The organism is Halovulum sp. GXIMD14794 (assembly GCF_054457455.1).
The window spans coordinates 810837-830721 of sequence record NZ_JBTLNF010000004.1 but is presented as its reverse complement, the minus strand read 5'-3'; the positions used below and the strand labels follow the sequence as shown (position 1 = coordinate 830721).

21 protein-coding genes are annotated in these 19885 nt (G+C 67.0%); 8 read left to right on the top strand and 13 right to left on the bottom strand.

The genetic code is table 11. The annotated features are described in order from the left end of the window. Positions 1-7 precede the first annotated feature (7 nt). Entirely contained in the window at positions 8-328 is a 321-nt protein-coding gene (gene trxA, locus ACW9UR_RS10700; RefSeq protein ID WP_458916949.1) for a thioredoxin, read from the top strand. 417 nt (positions 329-745) lie between these two features. Here trxA and ACW9UR_RS10695 read toward each other — a convergent pair whose 3' ends face one another. Genes ACW9UR_RS10695 through ACW9UR_RS10685 form a run of 3 tightly spaced genes read right to left on the bottom strand, consistent with a single transcriptional unit; the run spans position 746 to position 4001 of the window. Beyond that, positions 746-2014 carry a bifunctional folylpolyglutamate synthase/dihydrofolate synthase gene (locus ACW9UR_RS10695; RefSeq protein WP_458916948.1) on the bottom strand — a complete coding sequence of 423 codons (1269 nt, stop codon included), beginning with the start codon at positions 2012-2014 and terminating at the stop codon, positions 746-748. Continuing rightward, complete coding sequence (gene accD / locus ACW9UR_RS10690) at positions 2011-3015, bottom strand: acetyl-CoA carboxylase, carboxyltransferase subunit beta (protein WP_458916947.1); 1005 nt, start codon at positions 3013-3015, stop codon at positions 2011-2013. Before accD ends, ACW9UR_RS10695 begins: the two co-directional genes overlap by 4 nt. A gap of 41 nt (positions 3016-3056) precedes the next feature. After that, a complete protein-coding gene (locus tag ACW9UR_RS10685; protein WP_458916946.1) occupies positions 3057-4001 on the bottom strand; it encodes a CPBP family intramembrane glutamic endopeptidase in 945 nt (314 codons plus the stop codon). 101 nt (positions 4002-4102) lie between these two features. Between ACW9UR_RS10685 and ACW9UR_RS10680 the strand changes: the two genes are divergently transcribed. The 4 genes from ACW9UR_RS10680 (at position 4103) to ACW9UR_RS10665 (ending at position 9748) form a co-directional block, all read left to right on the top strand. Further along, a complete protein-coding gene (locus ACW9UR_RS10680) occupies positions 4103-4855 on the top strand; it encodes a helix-turn-helix transcriptional regulator (RefSeq protein WP_458916945.1) in 753 nt (250 codons plus the stop codon). A 457-nt stretch (positions 4856-5312) separates the two neighbouring features. Continuing rightward, positions 5313-7046, top strand: a complete 1734-nt coding sequence (ilvD, locus tag ACW9UR_RS10675; protein WP_458916944.1) for a dihydroxy-acid dehydratase — start codon at positions 5313-5315, stop codon at positions 7044-7046. Then, a complete protein-coding gene (locus tag ACW9UR_RS10670; RefSeq protein WP_458916943.1) occupies positions 7027-7686 on the top strand; it encodes a hypothetical protein in 660 nt (219 codons plus the stop codon). The genes ilvD and ACW9UR_RS10670 overlap by 20 nt, the downstream gene beginning before the upstream one ends. 43 nt (positions 7687-7729) lie before the next feature. Continuing rightward, positions 7730-9748, top strand: a complete 2019-nt coding sequence (locus tag ACW9UR_RS10665) for an oxidoreductase (RefSeq protein ID WP_458916942.1) — start codon at positions 7730-7732, stop codon at positions 9746-9748. Here the strand turns inward: ACW9UR_RS10665 and ACW9UR_RS10660 are convergent. Then, entirely contained in the window at positions 9745-10431 is a 687-nt protein-coding gene (locus ACW9UR_RS10660; protein ID WP_458916941.1) for a thermonuclease family protein, read from the bottom strand. The genes ACW9UR_RS10665 and ACW9UR_RS10660 overlap by 4 nt on opposite strands. A 102-nt stretch (positions 10432-10533) precedes the next feature. Beyond that, a complete protein-coding gene (pip, locus tag ACW9UR_RS10655; protein WP_458916940.1) occupies positions 10534-11544 on the bottom strand; it encodes a prolyl aminopeptidase in 1011 nt (336 codons plus the stop codon). 48 nt (positions 11545-11592) lie between these two features. Here pip and ubiG point away from each other — a divergent pair, with 48 nt between their 5' ends. Further along, positions 11593-12357: a bifunctional 2-polyprenyl-6-hydroxyphenol methylase/3-demethylubiquinol 3-O-methyltransferase UbiG gene (ubiG, locus tag ACW9UR_RS10650; RefSeq protein WP_458916939.1), complete on the top strand. Its 765-nt coding sequence runs from the start codon at positions 11593-11595 to the stop codon at positions 12355-12357. 142 nt (positions 12358-12499) lie between these two features. On the opposite strand, the gene ACW9UR_RS10645 is transcribed toward ubiG, so the two are convergent. From ACW9UR_RS10645 to ACW9UR_RS10630, 4 genes are read right to left on the bottom strand one after another with little or no spacing between them, the layout of a single operon-like run. Next, complete coding sequence (locus ACW9UR_RS10645) at positions 12500-12949, bottom strand: MarR family winged helix-turn-helix transcriptional regulator (protein WP_458916938.1); 450 nt, start codon at positions 12947-12949, stop codon at positions 12500-12502. Beyond that, positions 12942-13778, bottom strand: a complete 837-nt coding sequence (locus tag ACW9UR_RS10640; protein ID WP_458916937.1) for a carbon-nitrogen hydrolase family protein — start codon at positions 13776-13778, stop codon at positions 12942-12944. The genes ACW9UR_RS10645 and ACW9UR_RS10640 overlap by 8 nt, the downstream gene beginning before the upstream one ends. A gap of 5 nt (positions 13779-13783) precedes the next feature. Further along, positions 13784-14041 (bottom strand): glutaredoxin 3, encoded by a 258-nt coding sequence (grxC, locus tag ACW9UR_RS10635; RefSeq protein ID WP_458916936.1) that lies wholly within the window; start codon positions 14039-14041, stop codon positions 13784-13786. A 29-nt stretch (positions 14042-14070) separates the two neighbouring features. Continuing rightward, the gene (locus ACW9UR_RS10630; protein WP_458916935.1) at positions 14071-14811 is read right to left on the bottom strand and encodes a ComF family protein; all 741 of its coding nucleotides are present in this window, start codon (positions 14809-14811) and stop codon (positions 14071-14073) included. 66 nt (positions 14812-14877) lie between these two features. On the opposite strand from ACW9UR_RS10630, the gene ACW9UR_RS10625 reads away from it, so the two are divergent. Both ACW9UR_RS10625 and hemH read left to right on the top strand, forming a co-directional pair. After that, complete coding sequence (locus ACW9UR_RS10625; protein WP_458916934.1) at positions 14878-15750, top strand: methyltransferase domain-containing protein; 873 nt, start codon at positions 14878-14880, stop codon at positions 15748-15750. 54 nt (positions 15751-15804) lie between these two features. Next, complete coding sequence (hemH, locus tag ACW9UR_RS10620) at positions 15805-16890, top strand: ferrochelatase (RefSeq protein WP_458916933.1); 1086 nt, start codon at positions 15805-15807, stop codon at positions 16888-16890. Positions 16891-16920: 30 nt separating this feature from the next. Here the strand turns inward: hemH and ACW9UR_RS10615 are convergent, their stop codons facing one another. The 4 genes from ACW9UR_RS10615 to ACW9UR_RS10600 all read right to left on the bottom strand — a co-directional run bounded on the left by ACW9UR_RS10615 (position 16921) and on the right by ACW9UR_RS10600 (position 19753). Further along, on the bottom strand, positions 16921-17082 hold the full coding sequence (locus ACW9UR_RS10615; protein WP_458916932.1) for a hypothetical protein: 162 nt from the start codon (positions 17080-17082) through the stop codon (positions 16921-16923). 119 nt (positions 17083-17201) lie between these two features. After that, positions 17202-17600, bottom strand: coding sequence for an 8-oxo-dGTP diphosphatase MutT (gene mutT / locus ACW9UR_RS10610; RefSeq protein WP_458916931.1), 399 nt, complete (start codon positions 17598-17600; stop codon positions 17202-17204). Continuing rightward, complete coding sequence (gene argJ, locus ACW9UR_RS10605; protein WP_458916930.1) at positions 17597-18850, bottom strand: bifunctional glutamate N-acetyltransferase/amino-acid acetyltransferase ArgJ; 1254 nt, start codon at positions 18848-18850, stop codon at positions 17597-17599. Before argJ ends, mutT begins: the two co-directional genes overlap by 4 nt. 6 nt (positions 18851-18856) lie before the next feature. Continuing rightward, positions 18857-19753 (bottom strand): peptidylprolyl isomerase, encoded by an 897-nt coding sequence (locus ACW9UR_RS10600; protein ID WP_458916929.1) that lies wholly within the window; start codon positions 19751-19753, stop codon positions 18857-18859. Between the last annotated feature and the right edge of the window lie 132 nt (positions 19754-19885).

The window sequence follows — 19885 nt, the reverse complement described above, 5'->3', positions numbered from 1 at the left end:
GCCAGCGATGGCGACTGTGAAAGTGACCGACGGGACCTTCGAGGCCGAGGTCGTAAACTCGGATATCCCCGTGGTCGTGGACTTCTGGGCCGAATGGTGCGGCCCCTGCAAGCAGATCGGCCCGGCTCTGGAAGAGCTGTCCCAGGAATACGAAGGCAAGGTGAAGATCGCCAAGGTCAATGTGGACGAGAACCCGGGCGCGCCCAGCCAGCTTGGCGTGCGCGGCATCCCGGCGCTGTTCCTGTTCAAGAACGGCCAGGTCGTGTCCAACAAGACCGGTGCCGCCCCCAAGGCCGCGCTGCAGGGCTGGATCGAAGACTCGATCTGATCCGCGACGAATGACGTCCAAAGGCCTCGGCACCCGATGCCGGGGCCTCTTTCGTGTGCGGATCCGGCCTGCGTGAAAAAGAGCGCCTTAAGTTAATCGGATACAAAGAAAAATCGTCCAGACACGGAACCAGCCGGCGTTTGGTGCGTTCTAGGTGTGTAGTTGGACGACAGCGGCGGTTCTCTCCGCTGGTTACCAGCAAATTTGTAACGAGTGCCGTCGGCCCTTTTCTAGGGCCTTCCGCGTGGGGATTGCGGGGGTCGCGCGGTTCGAGTCGAGTGTGGCGTATAGCCTGTCCGCTTGGGGGAGCATGGGCAGGCGCGTTAAAAGTGGCGCGGATCGCGTCAACGGGCCGCCGGGTACCTGTACCGGCGGTCCGTTGCTTTGTGGGGCGCCGCCTTAGAGGCGGATCCGCGCTCAGCCGTGATCGCGCAGGACGACGCCGGCAAGGTAGAGTGACCCGCAGATCAGGATCCGCGCCTCGGGCGCTTCCGACAGGATGGTCCGGACAGCCGCCTCGACACTCTCGGCGGAGGCGACCCGGTCAAACCCCGCTTCGCGCGCGAAACCTGCGGTTTCCTCGGCTTGCAGGGTCGCGGTCTCGCCCGGAATTGATACCGCATGCAGGCTTTCGGCGGCCTGGGCCAGCGGCGTCAGGTAGCCGCGCACGTCCTTGGTCTTCAGCATTCCGCAAACAAGATGCAGTGGGCGCGGCGTCAGGCGCGTGACGGCCTCGGCCAGTGCATGGCCTGCGGCGGGGTTGTGACCGCCGTCGAGCCAAAGCTCGGCATTCTCGGCCAATTCGACCAGCGGGCCGCGCTTCAGGCGTTGCAGACGGGCGGGCCACACGGCTTCGGTCAAGGCACGCTCGGGATCGCCCTCGCCCAGCAGGCGCAACGTTGCCAGCGCGGTGCCCGCGTTCGTCACCTGGTGCGCGCCGATCAGGCGCGGAAGCGGCAGGTCCAGCAGGCCGTGCTCATCCTGGAAGGCGACGCGGCCGTGCTCCTCCCAGATCTGCCAGTCACGGTTGCCTACGGACACCGGCGTTCCGCGTCGCTCGGCAGCGGCGAGTATGACCTCTTCGGCCTCGGGCACTTGCGGTGCGATCACCGCGGGAACACCCTCTTTCAGGATGCCAGCCTTCTCGCCCGCAATCTGCGCGACCGTATCGCCGAGGAAAGCCTGGTGATCCGCCGAAACGGGCGTGATGACCGAGACTTTGGGCACCACCATGTTCGTCGCGTCCAGCCGCCCGCCAAGGCCCACTTCAAGCAGAGTGTAGTCTGCCTCGGCGCGCGAGAAGGCGAGGAAGGCGGCGGCCGTGGTTATCTCGAAATAGGTGATCGGGCGGCCTTCGTTCGCCAGTTCGCACTCGGCCAGGATTTCGGTGAGGTGCTGTTCGGCAATGGTCTCGCCCGAGACGGTGATCCGCTCGTGGAAGCGCGCAAGGTGCGGCGAGGTATAGGTGTGCACCGTCTTGCCCGCACCCTCCAGCCCGGCGCGGATCATCGCCAGGGTCGAGCCCTTGCCGTTGGTCCCGGCGATCAGCACCGCCGGGGGGATCTTCTGCTCGGGGCTGCCCAGCGCCCGCAGGATGCGGCTCATGCGTCCCAGGGACAGGTCGATGACCTTGGGATGCAGTTGCATCATGCGCGACAGAAGCGTGTCGCTGGACTCGGGCGTCACGGCTTGGCGTCCGCTTTCGCGGCAGGCTGCGACTTGGAGGCGGCGTCGGCAGGCTTGTCATCCACCGCCTTCGCTGGCTTGGCCTCGTCGACCGGCGGCTCCGGAGGCGGCAGTGCCGCGTCGGGGGCGGGCAGATCGCCCGTCACCATCGGCGGGGCCTTCATCAGCATGTGCAGCACGCGGCCCAGTTCGACCCGCAAGTCCTTGCGGTCCACGACCATGTCCAGCATGCCGTGATCCAGCAGGTATTCGGACCGCTGGAAACCTTCGGGCAGCGTCTCGCGGATGGTCTGCTCGATCACGCGGGGACCGGCGAAGCAGATCAGCGCGTTCGGCTCGGCGATCTGAACGTCGCCCAGCATCGCGTAACTGGCGGTCACGCCGCCGGTGGTCGCGTGGGTCAACACGACGACGTACGGCAGCCCGGCTTCTTTCAGCATCTGCACTGCGACCGTGGTGCGCGGCATCTGCATCAGCGACAGGATGCCTTCCTGCATCCGCGCGCCCCCGGCGGCGGTGAACACGATCAGCGGCGCTTTCAGCTCGACCGCGCGCTCGGCGGCCGCGATGAAGGCGTTGCCGACATACATCCCCATCGAGCCGGTCATGAACTTGTAGTCCTGAATGGCGACGACGGTCTTCATCCGGCCGATATCGCCCTCGGCGACCAGCATGGCATCGGGCGCCTCGGACTCGCGCCGGGCATCCTTCAGCCGGTCGGTGTACTTCTTCTTGTCGCGGAAGTTCAGCGGATCGACGATCGGCTCGGGGACCGGCACATCGACATAGAGCCCGCCATCGAAAAGCGACTCGAACCGCCGGCGCGGCGAGATGTACATATGGCTGTTGCAGTTGGTGCAGACGTACAGCGCATCCGACAGTTCGCGGTGGAACAGCATCTGCCCGCAGTCGGGGCATTTGGTCCAAAGGTTCTCAGGCACCTCGCGGCGCGAGAACAGCGAGTTGATCTTGGGCCGGACGTAGTTCGTGATCCAGTTCATTCCCGGCTGCCTCCGTTCTCGTTCAGGGCCGTGGCTGGCGGTTACTTAAACACGTCCGCCGGGCGTTGCAATCCGGCGCGGCGCGGTGGGACCAGCGCCAAGAAGGCGATGTAGGCGAGGCCGAGGAATGCCAGGTTGCCGATGATGAACGGGCGCACGGTGGCCACGTCCTGGATGTCGAACGGGTGCAGGAACAGGCTCAGCTGTCCGAACGGTCCGGGCACCGCGACCAGCAGCAGGCCCAGTGTGTTGTTCGCGAAATGCAGGCCCACGGCCGGCCCGAGGTTGCCGGTGCGGATCGTCAGGTGCGCTGCCATCAGCCCGATCAGCGTCGGTGCCAGAAGCACGATCCAGGCGTTCGCTCCGAAAGCCGCCGCGTTCGAGGCATGGGCCGCGCCGAAGATCAGCGTCGGGATACCCACGAAGATCAACGGGCTGCGAAAGCGGGCGGCCAAGTGCGATTGCAGGTATCCGCGGAACAGCAGTTCCTCGGCGAAGACCTGCACGAAGGTCACCACCAGCGCGGGGGCCACCCAGACCAGCCAGCGGCTCATCGGCAGGTTCCGCTCCAGCCCTTGGAGCGGCAGCGTCACCAGGAAGGCCGCGACGCCCAGGACAAGGAAGATCGCCGCCGCCCGGTTGAAAAGCGCGATGTCGAGCTGCCCGGAATGCCCCATCAGGATGCCCGTGCCCGCCTTGTGCAGCCAGCGCATCGCAAGCCAGACCCCCAGAATCGGACCGATGAAGGTCAGCAGCACGGCGATCAGCGAGCCGGGCGATCTGAGCGCCCCCGCGCGATCGAGCGCCTCTCCGAACCCCATGTCGGTTGTCGCACTCGTCACCACGGCATAAAGCGCGAAGATGACAACTGTCGCGACGATCTGCCCGGCAACGGCGAACGCGAGCCCCAACAGGATCCGCCAGATCCCGGCGCGCGGTCGCAAGGGTGCGACATCGTTGAGGTACTGGGCAAGCGGCGTCGTCATGGAGCGTCCTTGATGGTGGCGACCGGGCAAGGCATATCAAACCTGCACGCTGCGTGCTAAACTAATCCGGTAGAAGTAACTTCCGATTGTCTGGAGAGACCGTGAGCCAGAGCTCCGAAACCGGCGTCGCCGATGCGCTCGTGGCGTTCCTTGATCTGTGTGCCAAGGCCGCATGGACCGAGTCGCTCTGGTTCGCCGCGATCGAGCATTTCCAGACCGAGGGTTTCGACACGCTGTGCTACCAGCATCTGCCGCCGCTCGGCGCGCCTGATGAGGACAACATTCGCGTCGCCTCGTGGGGCTACCCCAAGGACTGGGAGCAGCGCTATATCGGCGAGAAGCTGTTCCGCACCGACCCGATGCCCGCTCAGGCGCTGACCGGCGAAGAGCCTTTTCGCTGGGGTGACATCCGCCAGCTTCGCGACATGACCCCGGCCGAGAAGTCGACGCTGGATCTGCTCGAGGGCTGCGGGCGGCTCGATGGCATCGCCGTTCCAGTGTTTGGTCCCGGCGGGCGGAACGGCTATTTCGGGTTGGGCGTGAAGCGCGAAGAGCCGGAGTTCAACCAGGGCGACCTGGTGCGCTACCAGGCAGCCTGCCAGGCGGCGCACCTGCGTTACTGCCGCATAGTCCGGACCCAGATGCAGAGCCTCCCAGTGCTGTCGACCCGCGAGCGCGAGTTGCTGGGCTGGGTCGCCCGAGGCAAGAGCAACAGTGTTATTGCTGAGATCATGAACATCTCGCCGCACACGGTTGACGCATACCTCAGGCGTGTGTTCTACAAGCTGGGCACAACCGATCGGATATCCGCGGTGGTGAAGGCGCTGGGAAGCGGTCTCATTCGCGGATATTGACGGGCCGCTCGCCGCAAGACCTTCCGTCTTAACAAAATCTTCCGTCGTAAATCCGTAAAATTTCAGGTTCTCGCCACGTGATCGCGGGACACCGACTTCGGGGATTGGACCCCCGGTTTGCAACCGATAAACCCCGCAAACCCGCCGACCCGAGCGACCCCAAGCTCTGGCGCGGAATGCTTTTTGGTCAACGCCCACTCATCCCCCCCGAGTGGGAAGCCGCAAAGGCAGACCGATCGAGCATAGTGCCGCCGACCCCGCTTTTCGGGCGCGGCGGCACATTCTGACCCTGACCCATCCCTGATGGGACGAGGGGTCCAGGCACGGGTCCCCGCCCCCCAACGGGGACCCGTCGCCGCCTTGGCTCTCACCTTGCTTCGCCTTGTGCTTTCCCCCGCGCTCCCATAATCCTGACGCGCAACGCATCAAGCCACGTTCGCCTTAGGGAGGCCGCCCGATGGACGCCAGCCGTTACGACAAATCCAAACTGCCCAGCCGCCATGTGACCGAGGGTCCGGCCCGCGCGCCGCACCGGTCCTACTATTACGCGATGGGCCTGTCCGAGCAGGAAATTCACCAGCCCTTCGTCGGCGTGGCGACCTGCTGGAACGAGGCGGCGCCCTGCAACATCGCCCTCAGCCGCCAGGCGCAGGCGGTTAAGCTGGGCGTCAAGTCGATGGCCGGCACCCCGCGCGAGTTCACCACCATCACGGTGACCGACGGTATCGCGATGGGCCACGAGGGCATGCGCTCGTCGCTGGCCAGCCGCGAGGCGATTGCCGATACCGTGGAACTGACGATGCGCGGCCACGGCTATGACGCGCTCGTCGGCCTTGCCGGTTGCGACAAGTCGCTGCCCGGCATGATGATGGCGATGGTTCGCCTGAACGTGCCGTCGGTGTTCATCTACGGCGGCTCGATCCTGCCGGGCCGGCTCGACGGCAAGGACGTCACCGTGCAGGACGTGTTCGAGGCCGTGGGCCAGCACCAGGCCGGCAACATGTCGACCTGCGAGCTGGAAAAGCTGGAAGCGGTCGCCTGTCCCTCGGCCGGGGCCTGTGGCGGCCAGTTCACTGCCAACACGATGGCCTGCGTCTCCGAGGCGATCGGCCTTGCGCTGCCCAACTCCTCGGGCGCACCGGCCCCTTACGAAAGCCGCGACCAGTATTCCGAGGCGTCGGGCGCCGCGGTCATGCACCTGATCGAGAAGAACATCCGCGCCCGTGACATCGTCACCCGCAAGTCGCTGGAAAACGCCGCGCGCGTCGTCGCCTGCACCGGCGGCTCGACCAACGCCGGCCTGCACCTGCCGGCCATCGCGCATGAGGCGGGCATCGACTTCTTCCTGCAGGACGTGACCGACATCTTCCGCGACACGCCCTATTTCGTCGACCTCAAGCCGGGCGGCCAGTTCGTTGCCAAGGACCTCTACGAGGCGGGCGGCGTGCCGGTCGTGATGAAGGAACTGCGCAAGGCGGGCCTGATCCACGAAGATTGCATGACCGTCACCGGCCGCACCATCGGCGAGGAAATCGACCGCGTCGAGCGCGAGGCCGACGGCCGCGTGATCCATCCGGTCGAGACGCCGATCTCCTCCTGGGGCGGCGTGGTCGGCCTGAAGGGCAACCTGGCACCCGACGGCGCCATCGTGAAGGTCGCCGGCATGACCGAGGACCAGATGGTCTTCACCGGCCCCGCCCGCGTCTTCGAATGCGAGGAAGACGCCTTCGCCGCCGTGCAGGCGCGCGAGTACAAGGAAGGCGAAGTCATCGTGATCCGCAACGAGGGCCCCTCGGGAGGCCCCGGCATGCGCGAGATGCTGGCCACCACCGCCGCGCTCTCGGGGCAGGGCATGGGCAAGAAGGTCGCGCTCATCACCGACGGCCGCTTCTCGGGCGCGACCCGCGGCTTCTGTGTCGGCCACGTCGGCCCCGAGGCCGCGCATTGCGGCCCGATCGCTCTGCTCAAGGATGGCGACATGATCACGCTCGACGCCAAGCAGGGCTCGATCAGCGTGGACCTGTCTGACGAGGAACTGGAGAAGCGCAAGGCCGACTGGAAAGGCCCGCGCGAGACCATCTACACCTCGGGCGCGCTGTGGAAATACGCACAGCTGGTGGGCGAGACCTACAAGGGCGCCGTCACCCATCCCGGTGGCGCGAAAGAGGCCCATGTCTACGCCGATCTCTAAAGCGGCGCGCGCAGGCGTCGCTGGCCTTCTGGGCCTGCTCGCCGCCTGCGCGACAAGCCTGCCGGCCGCGGACCGCGCCGAGGTCCGCGTGCTGGGCGAGACGGTGACCATCGTCGCGCCCGCAGGTCTCTGCGTGGATCCGGCCTCGCTGGATGTGGGCCGCGCGGGCGGCTACATGCTGATCACCGGCTGCGACGTGCTGGGCGCGACCGCGCCGACCGCCGGTCCCGGCCTGCCGGGTGTGCTGGCGGTCAGCGTCACCAGCGGCGATCTGCCCGGCTCGCTGGCGGATCTGGAAACCTTCCTCACCGGGCCCGGCATCACCACGCTTGGCAAGAGCGGCCAGCCTAACGCGATCAGCATCCGCGCCCGCAGCCGCACGTCGGATGCGCTTTACATCAAGGTGCGCGACACCGGTCCGCAGCCGATCCCCGGCGCTTCGGCTGAATTCTGGCGCGTGTTCTTCGATGCCGGCCCCCGGCTGGTCAGCGCCTCGCTCACGGGGTTCGCCGACAGCAGCATCTCGGACGCGCAGGCCCGCGCCGTGCTGACCGAGCTGGTCGCCCGCACCCGTGCGGCCAATGCCGTGGCGGCACCTGCCGCCGCGTCGCAGGTGACACGGGCCGCCAGCCAAGGCTAACTGCGCTCTCGGACGCCGGAACGACGCCGAAACGGAGGCCCGCGTGACGCACGATCTGTACCCGAACCTGTTCGCGCCCATCGACCTGGGCCATGTGACGCTGCCCAACCGGGTGCTCATGGGCTCGATGCACACCGGGCTGGAAGAAGTCGGCGACTGGAACCGCATGGGCGCGTTCTATGCCGCCCGCGCCGCTGGTGGGGTCGGGTTGATCGTGACCGGCGGCATGGCCCCAAACGCCGAGGGCGGCGTGATGCACGGCGCACCGGGCCTGTTCGACGCGCAGGACGTGGCCAACCATCGGATCGTCACCGACGCCGTCCACGCCGAGGGTGGGCGCATCGCCATGCAGATCTTGCACGCGGGTCGTTACGCCTATTCGCCAAAAGCCGTCGCGCCCTCGGCGATCAAGTCACCGATCAGCCCCTTCGCCCCGGCGGAACTGGACGAGGCGGGCATCCTCAAGCAGATCGACGATTTCGCCACCAGCGCCGCCCGCGCCCGCGAAGCCGGGTACGACGGGATCGAGGTGATGGGGTCCGAGGGCTATTTCCTCAACCAGTTCCTTGTCACCCATACGAACAAGCGCACCGACGCGTGGGGCGGAGCCTACGAGAACCGCATGCGCCTACCTGTCGAGGTCGTGCGCCGCTGCCGCGAGGCGGTGGGCGAGGACTTCATCCTGATCTACCGGCTGTCGATGATCGATCTGATCCCCAACGGCTCGACCTGGGACGAGGTGGTGACGCTGGCCAAGGCGATCGAGGCCGCTGGCGCGTCGGTCATCAACACCGGTATCGGCTGGCACGAGGCGCGGGTTCCGACCATCGCGACGTCGGTGCCGCGCCGCGCATTCGCGGACGTGACCAAGCGGATGATGGGCGAGGTGTCGATCCCCCTGATCACCTCGAACCGGATCAACACGCCCCAGGTCGCCGAAGAGGTGCTGGCCGAGGGCTGCGCCGACCTGGTCTCGATGGCCCGCCCGTTTCTGGCGGACCCTGATTTCGTCGCCAAGGCCTGGGCCGGGCAGGCGGAGCAGATCGCGCCTTGCATCGCCTGCAACCAGGCCTGCCTCGACCACACGTTCCAGATGAAGGTCTCGACCTGCCTGGTGAATCCCCGCGCCTGCAACGAGACCGAACTGGTCTACACTAAGGCCGAGACACCGAAAACCGTCGCCGTGGTGGGCGCCGGTCCCGCCGGGCTGATGACCGCGATGGTCGCTGCCGAACGCGGCCACGCCGTCACCCTGTTCGAGCGGGGCGCGGCCATCGGCGGTCAGCTGAACATGGCGCGCCGCATTCCGGGGAAAGAGGAATTTCACGGCCTCGTCGACTGGTTCGGCGAAGAAGTCTCGCGCCTTGGTATCGACCTGCGCCTGAACACCGAGGCGACGCCCGAGGCCCTCTCAGGCTTCGATGAAGTGGTTGTCGCCACCGGCGTTGCGCCCCGCGATCCGGGGATTCCGGGGCAGGATGCGCCGAACGTTCTGCGCTACATCGACGTGCTCGCGGGCGGCGCACCGGTCGGCAAGCGGGTCGCCATCATCGGTGCGGGAGGGATCGGCTTCGACGTCGCGACCTACCTTGCCGAGGAGGGCGAAAGCGCCACGCTCAACCCCGGCGAATGGGCCGAGGAATGGGGCGTCAGCCGCCCGTGGCAGGACCGCGGCGGCCTGACCGCACCTCATCCGGAACCGGCGGCGCGGCAGATCACACTGCTGCAACGCAAGGCGCAGAAACCGGGCAAGAGCCTCGGCAAGACGACCGGCTGGATCCACCGCGCGTCGCTGCGCGCCAAAGGGGTGCAGATGCTGGCGGGCGTCAGCTACGAGGGCATCGAGCCCGGCGGCATCCGTCTTGGCCGGGGCGAAGGGACCGAACTGCTCGAGGTCGATACCATCGTCCTGTGCGCCGGGCAGGAGCCCGAGCGTTCGTTGGCCGACGCACTCGAGGCGCAAGGCCGCAGCGTGCATGTCATCGGCGGCGCGGACGTCGCGGCTGAACTCGATGCCAAGCGCGCCATCGATCAGGGCGCGCGTCTGGCCGCGAAACTCTAGAAGTAAGGTGCGCGCCAGCCCGCGGCGACCGCTTCGGCCTCGGTGCAGAACCAGCGCTCGCCCTTGGCGGTCGAGACCTTGGTGCGCCCGTAGTGCCGTGAATAAGGCGTGTGATAGATCCGCTCGCCCTCGCCGTTGATGTTCCCCTTGATCGGGCAATCCTTGCTGGGCGCGGCCTGATCGCCGGCGCTCCACTTGGCAGAACGGAACTCGGCGGGGCGGGTGAAACTGCCCGCCCACATGCCGCGCTGGGCCTCCATCGCCGCGATCTCGGCGTCGAGATACTCGTCGCCATAGCGCAGAAATGCGACCGCGAGGCCCTGTTCCACCAGCGCGCCGCCAAGATCGACCCCGCCTGCCGCGCAGTGCGCCAACCTCCGGCCGTAGGCGTCGGTGCCGTCCACATCGCAGGCCACGCGTGCGCCCGAGACCAGCTTGCGCAGCGCATTCGCGGCGGCCTCTCCGCAGCGCCAGTCGGCGCCGTTCGCCTTGCGGCAGGTCTGCCCCATCTCTGGCGCATCCATGTTCAGCAGCCGGTAGCGATACTCGCCCATCTCGAACGTGTCACCGTCGATCACCCGCACCTCGGACGACAGACCCGCGACCGAGGATGCCCGGCCCGACAGCGTCAAGGCCGCCAGTCCCGCCAGTGCCAGACCAATCAAGCCAATGAAAACGCGCATGAAAATCCCTTCTCCCGCAAAGCCGAACTGCGGGTATAGGGGATCCATACGCGAGAAATTAGGAAAGATTAAGGAAGGGTTAACAGAACCTTGCCGGCCGGTTCAGGCCATGTGCCGTTTCAGCCGCTCGGTTCGGTCCTGATCGCGCAGACGGTCCATGATGCCGACCAGTTCCTCGGAGATGCCGGGCTCGGACAGCGCATGCCCGGCGTCCGGGATCATCGTCAGCCTCGAGCCGGACCAGGCCTCATGCACCCGCTGCGCGGTGGAGGGCGGGCAGACCATGTCGTAGCGCCCCTGTACAATATGACCGGGAATGTCCTTCAGCAGGCCCATGTCGCGGTGGATCTTGCCGTCCGCGTCCAGAAAGCCGTCGTTGATGAAATAGTGGTTCTCGAGACGGGCGAAGGCGCGGGCATAGGCGCCCGAGGGCGTGCCCCGCGGCCCGTTCGGCGACAGCACCGCCAGCGCACTTTCCCAGCCCGCCCATGCACGGGCGAAACGTGTCTGCTCGGCGATGTCCTCGCTGAACAGTCGCTTGTGGTAGGCCCCGATCAGATCGTCGCGCTCGTCCTTCGGCACCATGTGCGAGAATGCGCGCCACTGCTCAGGCCAGAATGCGCCCGCGCCGCCGCCGTAGAACCAGTCGAGCTCGGCCCGCGTCATGGTGAAGATGCCACGCAGCACCAGCGCCTCGACTTGCTGGGGATAGGTCTGCGCATAGACCAGGGCCAGCGTTGCGCCCCAGGAGCCGCCGAAGACGATCCACTTGTGGATGCCCAGCGCTTTTCGGATCCGCTCGATATCCTCGACCAGGTCCCAGGTGGTGTTGTTCTCGACGCTCGCATGCGGCGTCGATCGCCCGCAGCCGCGCTGGTCGAACAGCACTGCGCGATAGTGCGAAGGATCGAAGAATCGCCGCATCCCCGGCGAGCAGCCTCCGCCCGGACCGCCATGCAGCACGATCACCGGCTGTCCGTTGCGGATGCCGCATTCCTCGACATAGACCCGGTGGCCGCCCGGCATGTCCATGACCTGCTGCCGAAACGGCTCTCGGGGCGGGTAGAGGGTGCGCCTTGGCGCCGCGCCGCTCGGGGATTGGGTTTCCGGCATGGACCTTCGTGCTAAATCTATACGTCGACAGCATCGCAGGTTGGAAACATGAGTGCAACGACCCAGACCGCCCCGACGATGGGCACCGTCGACCCCGCCGAGGTCGCCAAGTTCGAGGCGATGGCCGCTGAATGGTGGGATCCGAACGGCAAGTTCAAGCCGCTGCACATGCTCAACCCGTGCCGCCTGGACTACATCGTCCAGCAGATCAGCGCCGAGTTCGGCCGCGACCCGGACGGCGAGCGTCCGTTCGAGGGCCTGCGCCTGCTGGACATCGGCTGCGGCGGCGGCCTGCTGTGCGAACCGATGGCCCGGCTTGGCGCAACCGTGATCGGTGCCGACGCCGCGGCCCGCAACATCCCCGTTGCCGAGGTGCACGCCGCCCAGTCGGGGCTCGAGATCGACTATCGCCACACCACCGCCGAGGCGATGGCCGACGCGGGCGAGCAATTCGACGTGGTGCTGAACATGGAAGTGGTCGAGCATGTCGCCAGCCCGCTCGACTACCTCACCGCCTGCCGCACACTGCTGCGGCCCGGCGGGCTGATGATCTGCTCGACGATCAATCGGAACCCGAAAAGCTACATGATGGCCATCGTCGGGGCCGAGCAGATCATGCGTTGGCTGCCCAAGGGCACCCATGAATGGCGGAAGTTCATCACTCCGGACGAGCTGTTCGACCTGCTTCGCAAAGCCGGGCTGGACCCGGTGGACCGCAAGGGTTTCGTGTTCAACCCGCTCAGCTGGGACTGGTCGATCTCGGATCGTGATCTGAGCGTCAACTACGTCACTGCCAGCGTGAAGCCTGCCTGACGCTGGCGGAACGCACCGATGCGCCGTAGAATAACCCCATGGTAACGCTGATCGTTCTTACGCTGTGTCTATGGGTTGCGCTTCGGTCCCGCTGGCAGGATGACCGCGATCTTGCCTTCTGGCGGTCCATCGGCGTCGAAGACTAGCCCTCGGTCGACAGCAGCGTTCTCAGCCGTCGCAGCACCGGCAGTGCTGCGCGGACGTTGTCCGCCCCAAGATCCTTCATCGCGTCGTCGAACACCGGGACGATCATGCTGACCGCGTGATCCCGCGCCCGGCGCCCCGCCGGGCTGATCGCCACGAACTTCTGCCGCGCGTCGTCCCAATCGGGGCGGATGTGGATATACCCGGCCCGCTCCAGCCGGCTGAGCGTGTTGGTCATCGCCGCGCGCGTGACATGGAAGACCCGTGCCAGCTGCGCCGGCGTCCGTTCGGCGTGGATGCCGGCGAGGTAGTTCAGCAGGGTGAAATGCGACAGCTCCATGCCCTTGGGCAGCGCCTTGGACAGGCGTGCGCGCATCAGCTGATCGACAGTCGCGATTTCGGAGAAAAGGCCGATGGCCAGCGGATCGGTCGAGACCGGCTCAGTCATGGCTAGGCCCCGTGAACGGGCGGTCATGGGTCAGGCTGGGCACCCGCGCGCGGGCCTTGTCGACTGCGCCAAGGTCGAGATCGACACAAGCGAAACCCGGAGCTTCTCCCATGTCCAGCACCACCTCGCCCCAGGGCGCGACGGCCATGGAATGCCCCCAGGTGGTGCGCGCCTTGCCGGTTTGCGAGGGGTGTTCGCCCGTTTGCGCGGGTGCCAACACCCAAGCACCGGTCTCGATTGCGCGGGCACGCAGCAGCGGCTCCCAATGCGCGGCGCCGGTCGGGCGGGTGAAGGCCGAGGGGATCGCGATCACGTTCGCGCCGGCCTGGGCCAGCACCCGGTAGAGCGCTGGAAAGCGCAGGTCGTAGCAGATCGATAGGCCAAGGGTGACGCCGTCCGGCAGTCCCGCCGTTTCCGCCTGCTCGCCGGAGCGGTAGCCGTCGGATTCGCGGTAAGCCTCGCCATTGCCGAGGTCCACGTCGAACATGTGGATCTTGTCGTACCAGGCGGCGATCCCGCCATCGGGCGCGATCAGGTACGAACGGTTGGCGAAACGCGGCCCGCCGGTCTTCACGGCCAGCGAGCCGATCAGCAGATGGATGCCCAGATCGGCGGTGAGCTCGCGCAGGCCAGCCAGTACCGGATCGTCCTCGGGAAGCGACAGGACCTCTTCCTGCCGCGCACGCGAGGTGGAGACGCAGTTCGTGACCTCGGGCGTCAGCACCAGCCGCGCACCATCGGCGGCGGCGTCCCGGATCAGCGCAGAGGCGGCGGCGAGGTTGTCTGCCGGAACATCCGAGGATGTCAGCTGGATCAGCCCCGCCCGCATGCCGCTCAGTCGGCCAGCAGCGCGTCGAGCTTGCCGGCGCGGTCCAGCGCAGCCATGTCGTCGAAGCCGCCGACATGGGTCTCGCCAATGAAGATCTGCGGGACGGTGCGGCGGCCGCTGGCACGCTGGGTCATCTCGCTTCGCCGCTCCGGCGTACGCATCACGTCGATCTCGGTGTAGTTCACGCCCTTGCCCTTCAGCAGGTGCTTCGCGGCGGCACAGTATCCGCAGATCGGGGTTGTATAAAGAGTTACGGGTTTCATTGCCTGTCGTTCCTCATGGATCGACGCGATTAATTAAGCATGAAATCCTCTCTTGCAACTCGCGCGACGACCAGCACGTCAACGGCTGTGGCCCCGGCGTCCCGGCAGGCTTCGGCGCAGGCGGACAGCGTGGCCCCGGTGGTCATCACGTCGTCGATGAGTAGAACATGCTTTCCGGAGATAAGCGCTGCGCGTCGTGGGGAGACCTCGATCGCCGCGCGCAGGATCGCGTGCCGCTCGTCCCGCGTGGTGCCCTTCAGCTGCCGGGTGGCACGTGGACGCCGCAGCAGGTCCGGCACCACCCGCGACCGCGCGCCCAGTTCCGGCCGCCGCGCCAGTTCCGCCGCCTGGTTCGAGCGCCGCTTCAGCAGCCGCGTCCAGTGCAGCGGCACCGGCGCGATCAGGTCTGCTTGTGCCAGCAGCGGCGCGCCCGCCCGCGCCAGCCAGCGCGCCAGCACCGGAGCCAGGTCCAGCCGGTCCGCGTGCTTGAACTTCAGGATCACCTCGCGCGCCGCGCCCTGGTAGAGCACTGCCGCGCGGCCTCGGTCCCAGGCGGGTGGGTGGCTGGTACACCCCTCGCAGCGCAGATCATCGCCGGGGTTGGCGGTCGGCACCGGCATCCCGCAGCAGCCGCACGCGGCGCCCGTGATAAACGCGGTTTCCCGCCAGCAGGCCGGGCACAGGCCATAGTTGCTGTCGGTCAGCTCCCTGCAGCGGGCGCATTCCGGCGGGTAGACGAGGTTCAGAAGCGATCCGGGCAGCAGTCCCATGCCAAACCTTCCCTTCTGGCGCCTGGGCGCCTAAGTCACGCGCATCCCCAAGCGACGAGGTGACCCTTGCCCCAGCCGCCCAGACTGACGGACCGCGCCGCGCTCGCGCTGCACCGCGAGCGCGCCGGACGCGACCCGGCGGATTTCCTGCACCGTGCGGCGGCGCAGGAAGTCTCAGAAAGGCTGGCCGAGGTTAACAGGCGCTTTACGCGGGCCGCGATCATCGGGCCGATGGCGGGTCTATGGCGCGATCTTCTGGTTGCGGACGGTGTAATCGAGGCCGCGACCCTGGCCGAGGACAGCGAGGTTTTGACGCTGAAGCCCGAAGCGCATGACCTGGTGATCCATGCGCTTGCCCTTCACTGGGCGGACGATCCGGTGGGCCAGCTGGTGCAGATGCGCCATGCCCTGCAGCCCGACGGGCTGATGATCTCGGCCCAGTTCGGCGGGCGTTCGCTGCAGGAACTGCGCGCTAGCCTCGCCGAGGCCGAGGTGGCGCTGCGCGGCGGGCTCAGCCCCCGCGTCGTGCCGATGGGCGAGATCCGCGACCTTGGCGGTCTGCTGCAACGGGCAGGCTTTGCCCTGCCGGTGGCGGATTCGCTGGTGCTGCCGGTCAGCTATTCCGACGCGCTGGCACTGATGCGCGACCTGCGCGCCATGGGCGAGACCAATGCGCTCGCGGCCCGCGACCGCCGCCCCGCCTCCCGCGCGCTGTTCGCGCAGGCCGCAGCGCTCTACGCGCAAAGCTACCCCGATCCGGAAAAGCCCGGCCGGATCCGCGCCACTGCCGAGATCGTCCTGCTGACCGGCTGGAAACCCGCGCCCAACCAGCAACAGCCGCTGCGCCCCGGCTCGGCCCGCAGCCGGCTGGCGGACGCGCTGGGCACGTTCGAGTTGCCCGCCGGCGATCCGACCGGGCGCGACAAAGACGGCAGTTGAAGCCTCAGGTCTGAGGTATAGTTTCCGCGCGATACCGGACGAAAGGGGAACGACATGTTGGATGGCGCGCAGACCTACCCGCTCGTGCAGCCTGGCGAGGGCCGACTGGCGCATGCGCAGCCCGACCACCCGCCGGTCGCCAAGGCGCGCGTTGGCGTGATCCTGTCGAACCTCGGCACCCCGGACGGCACAGATTACTGGTCGATGCGCCGCTATCTGAACGAGTTCCTCTCGGATCGCCGCGTGATCGACTACGCGCCATGGAAATGGCAGCCGCTGCTGCAGCTCATCATCCTGACCAAGCGCCCGTTCAGCTCGGGCGAAGCCTATCGCAGCATCTGGAACACCGAGGAAGACGAGGGTCCGCTCCTGACCTGGACCCGCAGGCAGGCGCAGGCAGTGGCCGCGCAGGTGCAGGAGAAATGGGGCGACGGCGTGCTGGTCGACTTCTGCATGCGCTACGGCAATCCCTCGACCGATTCGGTGATCCGCCGGATGAAAGAGCAGGGCTGTGAGCGGATCCTGTTCTTCCCGCTCTACCCGCAATACTCGGCCGCGACGACCGCGACCGCCTGCGACCACGCCTTCCGCACGCTGATGAAGATGAACTGGCAGCCGTCGGTCCGCACGGTGCCCGCCTACTACGAGGATCCGCTCTACATCGAGGCGCTGGCCCAGTCGGTCGAGCGCACCTATGCGGCGTTGCCCAGCAAGCCCGACCTGCTGGTCACGTCCTACCACGGGGTGCCCGAACGCTACCTGATGGAAGGCGATCCCTATCACTGCCAATGCCAGAAGACCTCACGCCTGCTGCGCGAGCGGTTGGGATGGGAGAAGGGCGCGCTGCGGACGACCTTCCAGTCGCGTTTCGGCCCCGAGGAATGGCTGAAACCCTACACCGTCGACGAGGTTGCGCGGCTCGCGAAGGAAGAGGGCGTGAAGCATCTGGCGATCATGGCGCCTGCGTTCTCGTCGGATTGCGTCGAGACGCTGGAAGAGATCAACGAAGAGATCAAGGAAAGCTTCGAGCACGCGGGTGGCGAGACCTTCACCTATATCCCGTGCCTGAACGACGACGCGGCCCACATCGCAATGATGATGGCCGTGATCGAGCGCGAATTGGGTGGCTGGGTCGGCTGACGCCGGCCCAGGACGCGGCGCTATCCGGGCTCAGACCGCCTTGAGGGTCCGGCGGCGTCGGCGCAGGGCGCGGATTGGCATTCCGATGAATTCCATCGCCCCGACGCGCACCATCACGCGGCCATCTGCGAGTTTCTTCACCAGTTCGCCCTGAACAGATATGTGACTCGCGGTCACGATAGTCTGCAGCATTCCAAATATTCCTCCGGCATTCGGACCGTTATGCGGTCTCTGCTCTTAAGTGTGCGAAATTGTCGCAGGAAAACAAGTCCCTCCGTCGATAAATCGCAGCAATCTGAGGAACCGTGACTTCAGAGCCAGTCGCGCAGCACCGGTATCAGCGGCAGATCGGCGGGCGGCATCGGGTAATCGCGCAGCTTCTGCGGGCGCACCCAGGCCAGCTGCTGACCCTCGCGGCCTTGTGGCTCGCCCTGCCATTTTCGACAGGCAAAGACCGGCATCAGCAGGTGGAAGCTATCGTAAGCGTGCGAGGCGAAGGTCAGCGGCGCGAGGCAGCTTTGCCAGGTGTCGATGCCCAACTCCTCGTGCAGTTCACGGATCAGCGCGGCCTCGGGCGTCTCGCCCGGCTCGACCTTGCCGCCGGGAAACTCCCACAGACCGGCCATCGACTTGCCCTCGGGGCGCTGCGTCAGCAGCACCCGGCCGTCGCGATCGATGAGCGCGACGGCCGAAACAAGAACCATTTTCACGAGCGGTAGTCCGCGTTGATCGAGATGTACTGGTGTGTCAGGTCGCAGGTCCAGATCGTCGCTCGGCCGTCGCCCACGCCCATCTGCACCGTGATCGCGATCTCGGGTTGCTTCATGTAGGCCGCGCCGTCGGCCTCCTCGTAGCTTTCCGCAACCCAGCCGTTCTCGGCCACCAGGATGTCCCCGAAGCGGATCCCGATGCGGTCGCGGTCGGCGGGCTCGCCCGCCTTGCCGATGGCGGCGACGATGCGGCCCCAGTTCGGGTCCTCGCCCGCCAGCGCGGTCTTGACCAGTGGCGAATTCCCGATCGCCTTTCCGATGATCCGGGCCGAGGCGTCGCTTGCCGCGCCCTCGACCGTGATCGATACGAACTTGGTCGCGCCTTCGCCGTCCCGCACGATCTGCTGCGCAAGGTCCAGCAGAACCCCGTGCAGCGCGTCGCGGAAAGCCTGCGCGTCCGGCCCATCCGAGCTCCGGATCAAAGGGTTCCCAGCCTTGCCGGTCGCCGCGACCATCAGCGTGTCGGACGTGGACGTGTCGCTATCCACGGTGATCGCGTTGAAGGTCACGTCGGTCAGCTCGCGCAGCATTTGCTGCAGCACGGGCTGCGTCACGGCGGCGTCGGTAAAGACATAGGCCAGCATGGTGCCCATGTTCGGCTCGATCATCCCCGAGCCCTTGGCGAAACCGGCGATGGTCACGGTCTTGCCGCCGACCTCGGCCGTTGCGGCCGCGCCCTTGGGAAAGGTGTCGGTGGTCATGATCGCCTGCGCGGCGGCCTCGGCGGCGCCCTCGTCGAGGGCTCCGGCCAGTTCCGCCAGCTTGGCGGTGATCCGGTCGGCGGGAAGCGGCTCGCCGATCACCCCGGTCGAGGCGACGAAGACATGGTTCAGCGGCACGCCGAGCGCGTCGGCGGCGCCCTGCGCGGTTTGCTCGACCGCGTCGCGACCGTTCTTCCCGGTGAAGGCGTTGGAGTTGCCCGAGTTCACCAGGATCCCGAAGCCCTGCGCCGGATCGTGGGCAGCGGCGATCTTCTCCTCACACCACAGCACCGGGGCCGAGCGGGTGGCCGAGCGCGTGAACACGCCTGCCACCGCGCTGCCGGCGGCGATTTCCGCCAGCATCACATCCTTGCGGTTCTTGTAGCGCACCCCGGCCTCTGCGGCGGCGAAGCGCACGCCGGCGATAGGCGGAAGGGCAGGGAAGCCGCCCGCGGGTGCGAGCGGCGACCGGGGCAGCGGACCGGCCATGTCAGGTCACTCCGCCAGGATCGAGTCGTCGCGGAACGCCGCGGCGGGGATGCCATCGGTCAGGATCTCGGCGCCGGCGCTCTCGCGCAGACCGTCGATCTTCTCCTGCACGCGCTTCTGGCGGATGATCTCGGACAGCTCGTCGCGGGTTTCATCCAGCGATGGCGGGGGCACCTCGCGGGTTTCGTTCAGCTTGACGACATGCCAGCCGAACTGGGTCTGCACGGGGGCCGAGATGGTGCCGGGCTCCAGCGAGATCACGGCTTCCTCGAACTCGGGAACCATTGCGCCCTGGCCGAACCAGCCCAGCTCGCCGCCGCGCGGACCCGACGGGCCGGTCGACTTCTCTGTCGCCAGCTCGGCGAAATCGGCGCCGCCTTCGAGTTCCTCGACGATGGTCTGCGCCTCTTCCTCGGTTTCCACCAGGATGTGGCTGGCGTTGTACTCGGTGGTTGGCGCCACTTCGCCATAGGTCTCGTCATAGGAGGTCTGCAGTGCCTCTTCCGAGATTTCTTCGGAAACGAGTTGACCGATGACTTCCTGCGCCTTGATCGCGCGCTGCTCGTTCTCCATCCGCAGCGCGACGGCAGCGGGAACCTCGGCCAGTTCCTCGGCCAGCAGGTACTGGTCGATCAGCTGGTCGACGATGCCGTTGAACAGCGCGTCGTCGGGCAGCTGCTGGTACTGCTCGGGCAGCTGCTGACGCACGGCGATGACGTGGCCCATGGTGATCTCGGTGTCGCCGATGCGTGCGACGACGGTGTCGGCTGTGACCTCCGCGCCAGCATCCTCGGCCGTCTCCGTTTCGGTCTGGTCGGCGGTCTGCTGGTCCTGCGCGAAGCCGGGGACGCCGATGGCAAGGGCGCCCGCAAGGATCGCGGTGAACGGAATGCGGTGTGTCATGAAGATCTCTCTCCTTTGCTCGCGCGGAATGCGCGGGAATTCGGTGTCCGCGGGAAGCGCGGAAGTGTTGTCGCCCGTCTGCGCCCGCCCCCGTCGATCCAGCCTGCCGGGTGGGCAGCGTTGACAGCCCTG